Raw genomic sequence first — 14,034 nt, 5'->3', positions numbered from 1 at the left:
TGGGGAAGGGGTGTTGTCAGTGGCATGGTGCACGGTGGATCCAGCAGTCGGGAGCGGCTGCGGAGCATCGGAGGGGGACCATGAGCACGCACGGGAACGGCACCGGCACCGAGGCACTGCGACCGCATGCCGAGGACGCCTTCGCGCACGAACTGAAAGCCCTCGAAGCCGCCGACGACCGGCCCCGCCCCGCCCGCTGGAAGCTCTCCCCGTGGGCCGTGGCCACCTACCTCCAGGGCGGAACGCTCGCCGACGGCACGGTCGTCACGCCCAAGTACGTCGGCCCGCGCCGGATCGTCGAGGTCGCCGTCACCACCCTCGCGACCGACCGCGCCCTCCTGCTGCTCGGCGTCCCGGGCACCGCCAAGACCTGGGTCTCCGAGCACCTGGCCGCCGCCGTCAGCGGCGACTCCACCCTGCTCGTCCAGGGCACGGCCGGCACCCCCGAGGAGGCCATCCGCTACGGCTGGAACTACGCCCGCCTCCTCGCCCACGGACCCAGCCGCGAGGCCCTCGTGCCCAGCCCCGTCATGCGGGCCATGGCGCAGGGCATGACCGCCCGCGTCGAGGAGCTCACCCGCATTCCCGCCGACGTCCAGGACACCCTCATCACCGTCCTGTCCGAGAAGACCCTCCCGATACCGGAGCTCGGCGAGGAGGTCCAGGCCGTGCGCGGCTTCAACCTCATCGCCACGGCCAACGACCGCGACCGCGGGGTCAACGAGCTGTCCAGCGCCCTGCGCCGCCGCTTCAACACGGTCGTCCTGCCGCTGCCGGCCACCGCCGACGCCGAGGTCGACATCGTCGCCCGCCGCGTGGACCAGATGGGACGCGCCCTCGACCTGCCGGCCGTCCCCGAGGGTCTGGAGGAGATCCGCCGGGTCGTCACCGTCTTCCGCGAACTGCGCGACGGGGTCACCGGCGACGGCCGCACCAGGGTGAAGTCGCCCAGCGGCACCCTGTCCACCGCCGAGGCCATCTCCGTGGTCACCGGAGGACTCGCCCTCGCGGCGCACTTCGGGGACGGCGTCCTGCGCCCCTCCGACGTGGCCGCGGGGATCCTGGGCGCCGTCGTCCGCGACCCGGCCGCCGACCGGGTCGTCTGGCAGGAGTACCTGGAGGCGGTCGTCCGCGAGCGCGAGGGCTGGAAGGACTTCTACCGCGCCTGCCGGGAGGTGACGGCATGAGTCCGGGAGCCGCCGGGCCGCTGCTCCTCGGCGTCCGCCACCACGGCCCGGGCTCGGCCCGGGCGGTGCGCGCCGCGCTGGACCGGGCGCGTCCGCGGGCCGTGCTGATCGAGGGGCCGCCCGAAGGGGACGCGCTGCTCGCCCTGGCCGCCGAGCCGGGGATGCGCCCGCCCGTCGCCCTGCTCGCCCACGCGGCGGACGACCCGGGCCGGGCCGCGTTCTGGCCGCTGGCCGAGTTCTCGCCGGAGTGGGTCGCCCTCCGCTGGGCCCAGACCCGGGACGTCCCGGTCCGCTTCGTCGACCTGCCCGCCGCCCACGCGCTGGCCGCGCGCGAGGAGGAGGGCGCCGAGGAGCCCGGGACCGGAGCGCCGGGCGCGGGTGCGGCCGGCGCGCTGCCGGTGGATCCGCTCGCCGTGCTCGCGCAGACCGCGGGCTACGAGGACCCGGAGCTCTGGTGGGAGGACGTGGTCGAGCACCGGGGCGGTGGAGCGGTACGGGACCCGCTGGCCCCCTTCGAGGCCCTCGCGGAGGCCATGGGGGCCCTGCGCGAGACCTACGGGGACGGCGGCCGGCCCCGCGACCTGGTCCGCGAGGCCCACATGCGGCAGCGGATGCGCGCCGCACGCCGGGAGTTCGGCGCGGACTACGCGGTGGTCTGCGGTGCCTGGCACGTCCCGGCGCTCCGCGCGAGGACGACGGCCGCGGCGGACCGGGCGCTGCTCGCCGGTCTGCCCCGGACCAGGGTGGAGACCACCTGGGTGCCCTGGACCCACCGCAGGCTCGCCCGGGCCGGCGGATACGGCGCGGGCATCACCTCTCCCGGCTGGTACGCGCACCTCTTCGCGGCCCGCGACCGGCCGGTGGAGCGCTGGCTGACCCGGGTGGCCGGGCTGCTCCGGGAGGAGGGCCGGCAGGTCTCCTCCGCGCATGTCATCGAGGCGGTGCGGCTGGCCGAGACCCTGGCCGCCGTCCGGGGCCGGCCGGTGGCCGGGCTCGCCGAGACCCTGGAGGCGGCGCGGGCCGTGATGTGCGACGGCTCCGACGTACCGCTCGCGCTGATCGAGGACCGGCTCGTCGTCGGTGACGTGCTCGGGGAGGTGCCGGACGCGGCGCCCGCCGTGCCGCTCCAGCGGGACCTCACGCGCCGGCAGCGCTCGCTGCGGCTCAAGGCGGAGGCCCGGGAGCGGGAGCTGGAGCTGGACCTGCGCAAGGACACGGACGCGGCCAGGTCCCTGCTGCTGCACCGGCTGCGGATGCTCGGGGTCGACTGGGGCGTGCCCACCGCCTCCCGGGGCGGGACGGGCACCTTCCGGGAGACCTGGCGGCTGCGCTGGGAGCCGGAGCTGTCGGTGCGGGTCGCCGAGGCCGGGATCTGGGGCACCACCGTCCCGGGGGCGGCCACCGCCAGGGCGGAGGCCGAGGCGGCGCGGGCCGGGGACCTGGGGGAGGTCACGGCGCTGGCCGAGCGGTGCCTGCTGGCCGGACTGCCGGAGGCGCTGCCCGCCGTCCTGCGGGCGCTGGCCGACCTGGCGGCGCTGGACACCGATGTGGCGCGGCTCGCCGGGGCGCTGCCCGCGCTGGCCCGCTCGCTGCGGTACGGGGACGTACGCGGTACGGACTCGGCGGCGCTCGCAACGGTCGCCGCCGGGCTGGCCGAGCGGATCTGCGTGGCCCTGCCGCCGGCCTGCGCGGCCGGGCTCGACGCCGACGGGGCGGCGGAGCTGCGGGGCCACCTGGACGGGGTACACGGGGCGGTCGCCCTGCTGGCCGGTGCGGGGGAGGGGCTGCGGGAGCGCTGGTCGGCCGTACTGCGGAAGCTGGCCGGACGGGACACCGTGCCCGGGCTGATACGCGGCCGGGCCGTGCGGCTGCTGCTGGACGACGGGCGGCTCCCGCCCCAGGAGACGGCCCGGCTGATGGGCCTCGCCCTGTCCCCGGCGGCTCCGCCGGCCGACGCGGCCGGCTGGATCGAGGGGTTCGCGGGCGGCGGCTCCGGCGGCGGCACACTGCTGGTCCACGACGAGCGGCTGCGGGGCATGGTCGACGCCTGGCTGGTGGCGGTCCCGGAGCGTGCCTTCACCGACGTACTGCCGCTGCTGCGGCGGACGTTCGGGGCGTACGAACCGGGGGTGAAGCGGACCCTGGGCGAACTGGCCCGCCGCGGCCCGGGCATACGGCGGACGCCCGTCGGCGCCGGGGCGGCCCCCGAGGGCTTCGCCCCGGACCTGGACCCGGCCCGCGCGGACGCGGCGGAGCGGGTGGCCCGCCTCCTCCTCGGAGCGGCATGACCGGCCTCGCCCTGACCGGGCGAAGCCGGTCCCCTACCCGCCCTTCGCCCGTTCCCCCGGGGCTTCGCCCCGGACCCCGCGCCTCGCACGCCGGCGGGGCGGGCACTGCCGTGCCGGCACATCCAGCGCGCGCGGCGTTCGAGCGCACCGGGCGCGGTGGCGTCCGGAACGGGGTCCGGGGCGGAGCCCGGAGAACGGGTGAAGGGCGGGGCGGGGGGGACGGCCCGCGCAGGGGCACAGAGGGGCGTGGCCCCGTACATACGGCAACGCGGTGAGGGGGATCGGCAGATGACGGAGAGCGGGGCGGAAACCGCCGGCGGCGAGCGGCTGCGGCGGTGGCGGATGGTGCTCGGGGGCGAGGCCGACGGGACCGGCCGGGCGCTCGGCGGCCGGGACGCGGCGATGGACGGGGCGCTGGCGGCGCTCTACGGAGGCGGGGGAGGGGACGGCAGGGGCACGGCGGAGCGGTCGGCCGGGCTCGGCGGGTCCGCGCCGCGGGTGGCGTGCTGGCTCGGTGACATCCGTACCTACTTCCCCGGACCGGTGGTCCAGGTCATGCAGCGGGACGCCATCGAGCGGCTCGGTCTGTCCGCGCTGCTGCTGGAGCCGGAGATGCTGGAGGCCGTCGAACCGGACGTGCACCTGGTCGGCACCCTGCTGTCGCTGAACAAGGCCATGCCCGACACGGCGAAGGAGACGGCGCGGGCCGTGGTCCGCACGGTGGTCGAACAACTGGAGAAGCGCCTCGCGACCCGGACCCGGGCCACCCTCACGGGCGCGCTCGACCGCTCGGCCCGGACCGCCCGGCCCCGCCACCGGGACATCGACTGGGACCGGACCATCCGCGCCAACCTCGGGAACTACCTCCCCGAGTACCGCACCGTCGTGCCCGAACGGCTCGTCGGCCACGGCCGGGCCGCCCGGGCGGTCAGGAAGGAGGTGGTCCTCTGCATCGACCAGTCGGGATCGATGGCGGCCTCGGTCGTCTACGCCTCCGTCTTCGGGGCGGTCCTGGCCTCCCTGCGCGCGATCGCCACCCGCCTGGTCGTGTTCGACACGGCGGTGGTCGACCTGACCGACCGGCTCGACGATCCGGTCGACGTGCTCTTCGGCACCCAGCTCGGCGGCGGCACCGACATCAACCGGGCCCTGGCCTACTGCCAGTCGAGGATCACCCGTCCTGCCGACACGGTCGTGGTCCTGATCAGTGATCTCCACGAGGGCGGGATACGCGACGAGATGCTCAAGCGGGTCGCCGCGATGAAGGCGGCCGGGGTGGAGTTCGTGGCCCTGCTCGCGCTGTCCGACGAGGGCGCACCCGCCTACGACCGCGAGCACGCTGCGGCCCTCGCCGCGCTCGGCGCCCCGGCCTTCGCCTGCACGCCCGACCTCTTCCCGGAGGTGATGGCGGCCGCGCTGGAGAAGCGCCCCCTGCCCGTGCCGTGAGCCGCCGCGAGCGGGTCCGGTGCGGCCCGGCGCCGAATCGGCGGATCACACGAACACGCAGTTCCGCGGTGAGGCGATCTGTGACAGGTATCACCGCTCAGGTGTGATCTGTGATTTAGGGTCCTACGGCCCACGGGGATAACCTGCGAGACGGACATGCCGCGTCCACGGTCACCGTGTGCGCCTACCCAGTGACAGCGCCGTCACGTTGCCCTCCGCGGCACGCCCACGCAGATAGCAGACAAACCGCGAATCACTGCGAATCTTTGAAGACAAGGGACGGACGCGCGTGGACCTGTTCGAGTACCAGGCGAGGGACCTCTTCGCCAAGCACGGTGTACCGGTGCTGGCCGGTGAAGTGATCGACACGCCTGAGGCGGCTCGCGAGGCCACCGAGAAGCTGGGCGGCAAGTCGGTCGTCAAGGCCCAGGTGAAGGTCGGCGGCCGCGGCAAGGCCGGCGGCGTCAAGCTCGCCGCCACCCCGGACGAGGCCGTCGCCCGCGCGACGGACATCCTGGGCATGGACATCAAGGGCCACACGGTCCACAAGGTGATGATCGCCGAGACGGCTCCCGAGATCCTCGAGGAGTACTACGTCTCGTACCTGCTCGACCGCACCAACCGCACCTTCCTGGCCATGGCCTCGGTCGCCGGCGGCATGGACATCGAGCAGGTCGCCGAGGAGACCCCCGAGAAGCTCGCGAAGGTCCCGGTCAACGCCAACGAGGGCGTCACGATCGAGAAGGCCCGCGAGATCGTCGCCCTGGCGAAGTTCCCGGCCGAGGTCGCCGAGAAGGTCGCCGAGGTCCTCGTGACCCTGTGGCAGACCTTCATCGCCGAGGACGCGCTCCTCGTCGAGGTCAACCCGCTCGCGAAGGTCGCCTCCGGTGAGGTCATCGCCCTCGACGGCAAGGTCTCCCTGGACGAGAACGCCGAGTTCCGCCAGCCCGGTCACGAGGAGTTCGTGGACCACGCGGCCGCGAACCCGCTCGAGGCCGCCGCCAAGGAGAAGGGCCTCAACTACGTCAAGCTCGACGGTGAGGTCGGCATCATCGGCAACGGCGCGGGTCTCGTCATGAGCACCCTGGACGTCGTCGCGTACGCCGGTGAGAACCACGGCGGCGTCAAGCCCGCCAACTTCCTCGACATCGGCGGTGGCGCCTCCGCCGCCGTCATGGCCAACGGCCTCGAGATCATCCTCGGCGACCCGGACGTCAAGTCCGTGTTCGTCAACGTCTTCGGTGGCATCACCGCGTGTGACGAGGTCGCCAACGGCATCGTCCAGGCGCTGCAGCTGCTCGAGGACCGGGGCGAGGCGGTCACCAAGCCGCTGGTCGTCCGCCTCGACGGCAACAACGCCGAGCTGGGTCGCAAGATCCTCTCGGACGCCAACCACCCGCTGGTGCAGCGCGTGGACACCATGGACGGTGCGGCCGACAAGGCCGCCGAGCTCGCGGCTGCGAAGTAAGGGCAGAGGTCACAGACTCACATGGCTATCTTCCTCAACAAGGACAGCAAGGTCATCGTCCAGGGCATGACCGGTGCCACGGGCATGAAGCACACCAAGCTGATGCTGGCTGACGGCACGAACATCGTCGGCGGCGTGAACCCGCGCAAGGCCGGCACGTCCGTCGACTTCGACGGCACCGAGGTCCCGGTCTTCGGCTCCGTCGCCGAGGCGATGGAGAAGACGGGCGCCAACGTCTCCGTCCTCTTCGTCCCGCCGGCCTTCGCCAAGGCCGCCGTCGTCGAGGCCATCGACGCCGAGATCCCGCTGGCCGTCGTCATCACCGAGGGCATCGCGGTGCACGACTCCGCCGCCTTCTGGGCGTACGCGACCGCCAAGGGCAACAAGACCCGCATCATCGGCCCGAACTGCCCGGGTCTGATCACCCCCGGCCAGTCCAACGCCGGCATCATCCCGGGCGACATCACCAAGCCCGGCAAGATCGGTCTCGTGTCCAAGTCCGGCACGCTGACGTACCAGATGATGTACGAGCTGCGCGACATCGGCTTCACCTCCGCCGTCGGCATCGGTGGCGACCCGGTCATCGGCACCACGCACATCGACGCCCTGGAGGCCTTCGAGGCCGACCCGGAGACCGAGCTCATCGTCATGATCGGCGAGATCGGCGGCGACGCCGAGGAGCGTGCGGCGGACTTCATCGCGAAGAACGTCACCAAGCCGGTCGTCGGCTACGTCGCGGGCTTCACCGCCCCCGAGGGCAAGACCATGGGCCACGCCGGCGCCATCGTCTCCGGCTCCTCCGGCACCGCGCAGGCCAAGAAGGAGGCCCTCGAGGCCGCGGGCGTCAAGGTCGGCAAGACCCCGACCGAGACCGCCAAGCTGGCGCGCGAGATCCTCGAAGCGAAGTAGGCGGCAGCTCCTGCCGTACGGCTGTACGGGCGTGGCCCGCACCCTCCGGGGTGCGGGCCACGCCCTTTCCGCGTTCCGCCCCGCCCGCTCATTCCAGCGTCGGGTGGAGGCGGTGGGGGCCGGCGGCCGGCTCGGCGCGGAGTTTGTCCTGGAGGGCCCGGCTCGTCTCGGTCAGCCGCGGCGGGCCGGCGAGTGGCGGGACCCCGGAGACGCTGGTGCCGGGTGCGACGGGTGCCTCGTAGTGGTCCGGCGCGGTGACGGTGGTGTACCCGGTCGCGACGGCGATCACCGTGGTCAGGACGAGTGCGGCCCGCGCCCAGCGTCGGGCGCGGTGCTCGCTGAGGGTGCGGACGGTGGCCGCCGGCGAGGCTTCCAGCGGCACGGCGGGCCGCACCGCGCCGAGCCAGGCGCGCAGCACGGCCGACTGCTCCGCGGGAGGCACGTCGGCCAGCCCGGGGAGCCGGGCGGCGAGGTCGGCGTGCGCGCGCAGCAGGCGGTTGCCGGTGGTGGGGGTGCTGGCCTCGGTCTCCGCGGCGGTGTCGGGCAGGTCGAGGCCGACGCCGTCGTAGAGCAGCACGGTCCGCCGGTGCACGGGCGGCAGGGCGAGCAGGGCCCCGAGCAGGATCCGGTCGTTGGGGTCGGCCGGGGACTTGTCGGGGCGGCCGAGGGTCCGGTGGGCGCGCCGGAGCCGGCGCCAGGGGGAGAGCGCGTACTCGTACGCGGCGGCGCGGACCCAGCCGACGGGGTCGCGGTCGGTGGCCACCTCGGGCCACTGCGCCCAGGCCTGACGGAACGCCTGCTCCACGGACTCCTGCGCGAGGGTGCGACGGCCCGTCAGCAGGTAGACCTGGCGTACCAGGGCGGGGGCGGAGTAGGCGTAGAGGGAGTCGAAGGCCTCGGCGGGACGCGTCGGCCGCGGGGCCCGGGCGGGCGCCGCCACGGTGGGCTCCGGCGCGGCTGTGGGGGCGGGACCGGAAGGTTGGGCGGCGGCGGGCGGCTGCGGGGGTGCGGGGGGCGCGGCGGCCGGCGCGTCGTGCTCCGGCCCGGCGGCCGGTGTGGACGACCGTGCCCCGGCGTCCGCCGCGGACGACCGTGCCCCGGCGGCCGGTGTGGACGACCGTGCCCCGGCGTCCGGTGCGGACGACCCTGGCCCGGCGTCCGGTGTGGACGGCTCCGGCACGGTGGCCGGTGCCGCGCCGCCCGCCGCAGGTGCGCTGGGGGCCGGCCCGGGGGGCTCCGGGGGGACGGGTTCCGGTGCGGCGGCGGCCCGGACGGGTGCCGGGTGTGCGGGGGAGTGGTGGGGGGTCGTGGTGCGGGGCGGGGCGGAAGGGGGCTTCGGGGCGCGTTTCGCGGCCCGTCCGGGGCGGGTGTTCGGGCCGACGGAGCGGCCCGCGCCCGCGCGCGCGAGGCGGTTGAGGAGGTCCGCGTACGCGTCGCGCGTGCGGGGGCCCGGCTCCGTACGGCCCGTCTCCCACGAGCGGACGGTGCCGGCGGTGACTCCCAGCTCCGTCGCGACCTGTTCGTGCGTCAGTTCGCCCGACTCGCGCAGCCGGCGGCGCTCCTTGGGGGGCGGCAGGCCCCGCTCCGAGCCCGAGCCCGTATCGACGTCCGGTGTCATGTCACACTCCCCGCGACCTGGCAGCACAGCACTGGGCGATAAAGTACATAAACGTATATTGGGCGACACAACGGACAATCGCCTGTTACCCACCCATAGCGCGTGTCGTTGGCACCATGACGGTGTGACCCAAGTGATCGAACGCGGGGCCCCGTTGCCGGCGGCTCCGCAGGCCCGGGCTCCGCGCCGTTCACCGGCTGCCGCGGCCTGCGTGCTGGGCGGCGCTGTGGCCGCCGGACTGGGGCTCGGCTTCCTGGCCGTGCTCGTGATCGTGCTGTGGATCAGCTCCCCCTATCCGGACAGCGGCCCCGGCGGGGCGCTGCACCTCGCCGCCGGACTGTGGCTGATGGCCCACGGGACCGAACTCGTCCGCTACGACACCCTCTCGGGGGTGCCCGCCCCCGTCGGAGTGACCCCGCTGCTGCTGGTGGCGCTGCCCGTGCTGCTGATGCGGCGCGCGGCCCGGCTGGGCAGCGCGTCCGGGGTCGGCGTGGGAGTCGGGGTGGGAGCGGAAGCGGAGGCGGAGGAGGTGCTGCCGGCGAGCGCGGTGTTCTCCGCCGTGCTCTGCGGCTACCTGGGGGTGGGCGCGCTCGTCACCGTCTACGCGGCGGGCGGGCCGATGCCGGCGGACCCGCTCAGCGCCGCCTGGCACCTGCCGCTCGTGGCCGTGTGCGCTGCGGCGGGCGGGGTGTGGGCGGTGAAGGGCCGGCCGGCGGGGCCGCTGCCGGGCTGGATCCCCGGGGGCCTGCGGCGGGCGGTGGCCCGTCCGCGGTACGCGCTGGCGCTGCGGTCGGGGGCGGCGGGGGTACTCGTCCTGCTGGGCGGCGGGACGGTGCTGGTCGGGGCGTCGCTGGTGTGGCACGCGGGGGAGGCGCAGTCCTCGTTCCTGACGCTGACCGGGGTGTGGTCGGGGCGGTTCGCGGTGCTGCTGCTGGCGGTGACGCTGGTGCCGAACGCGGTGGTGTGGGGGGCGGCGTACGGGCTGGGGCCCGGGTTCTCGGTGGGCACCGGGGCGACGGCGACACCGCTCGGGTTCGAGGGGGCGGCGGCCCTGCCGAGGTTCCCGCTGCTGGCGGCGCTGCCTCCGGAGGGCGCGGGGACGCCGCTGACGTGGGCGGCCGCCGGGGTGCCGGTGGCGGCAGGCCTGGTGGTGGGGTGGTTCGCGGTGCGGCGGGCGCGGGACGTCTCGTACGGGGAGACCGCGCTGACGGCCGCTCTGGGGGCGGTGGTGTGCGGGCTCGCGATGGCGGGCCTGGCGGCGGCGTCGGCGGGGGCGCTGGGAACACGGGCGCTGGCGGCGTTCGGACCGGTGTGGTGGGCGGTGGGTGCGGCCGCGGCGGGGTGGGTGGTGGTGCTGGCGGTGCCGGTGGCGGTGGGGGTGCACGGGTTCCGGAACCGGCCGGTCGGCTCCGCCGGGGAGGCGGGGGGCGGGGACGCGTGGCACGACCCGGGAGCGCGGGAGCTGAGGTGGGCGGCGCTGCGGGAGGCGGCGTTGCCGATCGTCGCTCCCGCGGGCGGGGTTCCGCCGGCTCCGGATCCGGCTCCCGCGCCGGCCGCTCCGGCTCCTGCGGAGGCCCCGGCTGCGGTGACCCCGGGCGGGGAGGCCCCGGGCGGGGAGGCTCGGGGCGGGGAGGTCGCCGTGCCGGCTGCGGAGGTTGCGCCGGAGGCGGACGTGGCGGGGGATCAGGGTGCGGTGGAGGTGGGGCCGTTGGTGCCGGGGGTGGTGGGGGCCCGGGTCCTCGCGCGGCGGCGGCCGGAAGGCTGAGCGGGGCCGGGGGCCGCTGCGCGGAGCCGTCTCCCGGCCCCGCCCTTCCGCCGTTCCCCGGTGGCTTCGCCCCCGGACTGCCACGCCTTGAACGCCGCGGGGCCATGAAGGAGCCCCCCCCGGCGTTCGGGGCGACGGGCGCGCAGCGCCCGTACGGGTCCGGGGCGAAGCCCCTGGGGCCCCCTCCCGGCGGTAGCTGCGGGGGGAACGGTGGAAGGGCGGGCAGGGGACCAGCCCTGCTCGGCGGTCAGCCCCGCGCAGCGGCTAGCGCTGGACCTTCAGGACGTTGCCGATCATGTTGTCCGGGAGGAGGTTGTTGCACTGGAGTTCCGCCGTCTGCGTCAGCGCGTCGTCGCGGCAGACGTAGAAGTCCTTGTACGCCAGCTGCAGCCCGTACGAGGTGCCCGCCAGCAGCAGGGCCAGCGTCGCCGAGACCAGGCCGCTGATCGCCGCCGCCCGCTGCGGCCGGGCCGCCGGGCCGAGGGCGGACAGGCCGCCCGGCCGGGCCGGGGTGCCCTTCGTCGGGTCGGCCGGGGTCGCGGGGCGGCCGCGCAGCGCGCTGATCCCCCAGTACATCGCCAGCGCCCCGAGCAGCAGCCCCACCGACGGGATCCCGAAGATCCCGAAGAAGAACCCCCACATGCCCGCCAGCATCGCGTACCGCGCGCGCCGCTGGACCGGGTCCATCGGGTCCCAGCGGGCCGGCCCCCCGGGCTCCGAGCCGGGGTCGGGGCCGGGGCCGGACGGGCCGCCGCCGCGCGGGCCCTGGGGCTGCCGGGGCTGCCACGGCTGGTCGGGCCGGCCCTCCGGGGGCGCCGCGAAGGGGTTGTCGTCGGTGGAGGGGTCGGGCTGACGGCGGTCCGGCATCGAGTGGCTTACTTCCCCTGTGTCGTGGACGTCGTGCACCCGGTGCGCGCCGGGTCGTACGGCTTGTACACCAGACGCTACCGCCCGCCCGTCCCCCCGTCCCTCGGGGGCGGTCCCGTGTGCCGGTATCGTTGCAGGCGGTCGGTGGCTTCGTATGGTTCCCCGTATATCGGTACCCCGAAGTTTCGTATGACCACACAAGACCAACGTCGCAAACCCTGTGAGAAAGGGCCTCCCATGGCCGCCTCCCGCCTGGTCGTGCTGGTTTCCGGCTCCGGCACCAACCTCCAGGCCCTGCTCGACGCCATCGACGCCCACCCCGGCGGAGCCGAGGGGTTCGGGGCAGAGGTCGTCGCCGTCGGGGCCGACCGCGAGAACATCGCCGGTCTGGAACGGGCCGAGAAGGCGGGGATCCCGACCTTCGTGTGCCCGGTCAAGGCCTACGGGAGCCGTGAGGAGTGGGACGCCGCCCTCACCGAGGCCACCGACGCGTACGCGCCGGACCTCGTCGTCTCCGCAGGGTTCATGAAGATCGTCGGCAAGAGCTTCATCGACCGCTTCGGCGGCCGGTTCGTCAACACCCACCCCGCCCTCCTCCCGGCATTCCCCGGCGCGCACGGGGTGCGGGACGCCCTCGCGTACGGGGCGAAGGTCACCGGCTGCACGGTCCATTTCGTGGACAGCGGCGTGGACACCGGTCCGATCATCGCCCAGGGTGTCGTCGAGGTCCGCGACGGGGAGGACGAAGCCGCTCTCCATGAGCGCATCAAGGAAGTCGAGCGCCAGCTGCTCGTCGACGTCGTGGGGCGCCTGGCCCGGCACGGCTACCGCATTGAGGGACGAAAGGTAACAATCCAGTGACCGCCAACGAAACGACGACGGCTACGACCCAGCGGCCGATCCGCCGTGCGCTCGTCAGTGTCTACGACAAGACGGGACTGGAAGACCTGGCCCGCGGCCTGCACGAGGCGGGCGTCGCGCTCGTCTCGACCGGCTCCACCGCATCGAAGATCGCCGCGGCCGGCGTGCCCGTCACCAAGGTCGAGGAGCTGACCGGCTTCCCCGAGTGCCTCGACGGCCGGGTCAAGACCCTCCACCCGCGCGTGCACGCCGGCATCCTCGCCGACCTGCGCCTGGAGGACCACCAGCGCCAGCTCGCCGAGCTGGGCGTCGAGCCCTTCGACCTGGTGATCGTCAACCTGTACCCCTTCCGGGAGACCGTCGCCTCCGGCGCCACGCCCGACGAGTGCGTCGAGCAGATCGACATCGGCGGCCCGTCGATGGTCCGCGCCGCGGCCAAGAACCACCCGTCGGTCGCCGTCGTCACCAGCCCGGCCCGCTACGCCGACGTCCTCGCCGCGGCCCAGGGCGGCGGCTTCGACCTCACCGCCCGCAAGCGGCTCGCGGCCGAGGCGTTCCAGCACACCGCCGCCTACGACGTGGCCGTGGCGTCCTGGTTCACGAACGCGTACGCCCCGGAGGGCGAGGAGGGCGCGCTGCCCGAGTTCCTGGCCGGCGCGTGGGAGCGCAAGTCGACCCTGCGCTACGGCGAGAACCCGCACCAGGCCGCCGCCCTCTACACCGACGGCCGGCCGGGCGGGCTCGCCAACGCCGAGCAGCTGCACGGCAAGGAGATGTCCTTCAACAACTACGTGGACACCGAGGCCGCCCGCCGCGCCGCGTACGACCACGACGAGCCCTGCGTCGCGATCATCAAGCACGCCAACCCGTGCGGCATCGCCGTCGGCGCGGACGTCGCCGAGGCGCACCGCAAGGCGCACGCCTGCGACCCGCTGTCGGCGTTCGGCGGCGTCATCGCCGTCAACCGCCCGGTGACCGTCGAGCTCGCCGAGCAGGTCGCGGAGATCTTCACCGAGGTCATCGCCGCCCCGGCGTACGAGGACGGCGCGGTCGAGATCCTCGCCAAGAAGAAGAACATCCGCGTCCTGAAGGTGGACGGCACCCCGCACCAGCCGGGCGACCTCAAGCCCATCAGCGGCGGCGTGCTGCTCCAGCACAGTGACGTCTTCCAGGCCGAGGGCGACGACCCGGCGAACTGGACCCTGGCCACCGGTGACGCCCTGTCCGCCGAGGAGCTCGCCGAGCTCGCCTTCGCGTGGAGGGCCTGCCGCGCCGTCAAGTCCAACGCGATCCTGCTGGCCAAGGACGGCGCCTCGGTCGGCGTCGGTATGGGCCAGGTCAACCGCGTCGACTCGGCCAAGCTGGCGGTCGAGCGGGCGGGCGCCGAGCGCGCCCAGGGCTCGTACGCGGCCTCGGACGCCTTCTTCCCGTTCCCGGACGGGCTGGAGATCCTGACCGCCGCCAGCATCAAGGCCGTCGTCCAGCCGGGCGGTTCGGTCCGTGACGAGCAGGTCGTCGAGGCGGCGCAGAAGGCGGGCGTGACCATGTACTTCACCGGTACGCGCCACTTCTTCCACTGAGACCCGGACGCCGATACGGCGAAGGCCGCCACCCGCACCAGCGGG

At 74.8% G+C, this 14,034-nt stretch carries 10 protein-coding genes; 8 read left to right on the top strand and 2 right to left on the bottom strand.

What is annotated here, in order from left to right:
- Positions 1 to 80 precede the first annotated feature (80 nt).
- The 5 genes from ACFY15_RS04485 to sucD all read left to right on the top strand — a co-directional run bounded on the left by ACFY15_RS04485 (position 81) and on the right by sucD (position 7,298).
- Positions 81 to 1,187 carry an AAA family ATPase gene (locus ACFY15_RS04485; RefSeq protein ID WP_390687674.1) on the top strand — a complete coding sequence of 369 codons (1,107 nt, stop codon included), beginning with the start codon at positions 81 to 83 and terminating at the stop codon, positions 1,185 to 1,187.
- On the top strand, positions 1,184 to 3,475 hold the full coding sequence (locus ACFY15_RS04480) for a DUF5682 family protein (protein ID WP_390824988.1): 2,292 nt from the start codon (positions 1,184 to 1,186) through the stop codon (positions 3,473 to 3,475). The genes ACFY15_RS04485 and ACFY15_RS04480 overlap by 4 nt, the downstream gene beginning before the upstream one ends.
- Before the next feature lie 288 nt (positions 3,476 to 3,763).
- Positions 3,764 to 4,921, top strand: coding sequence for a VWA domain-containing protein (locus ACFY15_RS04475; protein ID WP_390824987.1), 1,158 nt, complete (start codon positions 3,764 to 3,766; stop codon positions 4,919 to 4,921).
- A 289-nt stretch (positions 4,922 to 5,210) separates the two neighbouring features.
- Complete coding sequence (gene sucC / locus ACFY15_RS04470; protein WP_390687677.1) at positions 5,211 to 6,389, top strand: ADP-forming succinate--CoA ligase subunit beta; 1,179 nt, start codon at positions 5,211 to 5,213, stop codon at positions 6,387 to 6,389.
- Between the two features lie 21 nt (positions 6,390 to 6,410).
- Positions 6,411 to 7,298, top strand: coding sequence for a succinate--CoA ligase subunit alpha (sucD, locus tag ACFY15_RS04465; protein ID WP_042809390.1), 888 nt, complete (start codon positions 6,411 to 6,413; stop codon positions 7,296 to 7,298).
- A gap of 88 nt (positions 7,299 to 7,386) precedes the next feature.
- Here the strand turns inward: sucD and ACFY15_RS04460 are convergent, their stop codons facing one another.
- The gene (locus ACFY15_RS04460; protein WP_390824986.1) at positions 7,387 to 8,916 is read right to left on the bottom strand and encodes a helix-turn-helix domain-containing protein; all 1,530 of its coding nucleotides are present in this window, start codon (positions 8,914 to 8,916) and stop codon (positions 7,387 to 7,389) included.
- 124 nt (positions 8,917 to 9,040) lie between these two features.
- Here ACFY15_RS04460 and ACFY15_RS04455 point away from each other — a divergent pair, with 124 nt between their 5' ends.
- Positions 9,041 to 10,681: a DUF6350 family protein gene (locus tag ACFY15_RS04455; RefSeq protein WP_390824985.1), complete on the top strand. Its 1,641-nt coding sequence runs from the start codon at positions 9,041 to 9,043 to the stop codon at positions 10,679 to 10,681.
- A gap of 264 nt (positions 10,682 to 10,945) precedes the next feature.
- On the opposite strand, the gene ACFY15_RS04450 is transcribed toward ACFY15_RS04455, so the two are convergent.
- Complete coding sequence (locus ACFY15_RS04450) at positions 10,946 to 11,548, bottom strand: hypothetical protein (protein WP_390687681.1); 603 nt, start codon at positions 11,546 to 11,548, stop codon at positions 10,946 to 10,948.
- A 237-nt stretch (positions 11,549 to 11,785) separates the two neighbouring features.
- Between ACFY15_RS04450 and purN the strand changes: the two genes are divergently transcribed.
- Both purN and purH read left to right on the top strand, forming a co-directional pair.
- Positions 11,786 to 12,409 carry a phosphoribosylglycinamide formyltransferase gene (purN, locus tag ACFY15_RS04445; protein ID WP_366450362.1) on the top strand — a complete coding sequence of 208 codons (624 nt, stop codon included), beginning with the start codon at positions 11,786 to 11,788 and terminating at the stop codon, positions 12,407 to 12,409.
- Positions 12,406 to 13,989: a bifunctional phosphoribosylaminoimidazolecarboxamide formyltransferase/IMP cyclohydrolase gene (purH, locus tag ACFY15_RS04440; protein WP_390824984.1), complete on the top strand. Its 1,584-nt coding sequence runs from the start codon at positions 12,406 to 12,408 to the stop codon at positions 13,987 to 13,989. Before purN ends, purH begins: the two co-directional genes overlap by 4 nt.
- Positions 13,990 to 14,034: the final 45 nt, after the last annotated feature.

The organism is Streptomyces sp. NPDC001373, from assembly GCF_042895815.1.
GTDB lineage: Bacteria > Actinomycetota > Actinomycetes > Streptomycetales > Streptomycetaceae > Streptomyces.
The sequence above is the reverse complement of the archived record's forward strand: the minus strand, read 5'-3'. Positions and strand labels throughout refer to the sequence as shown.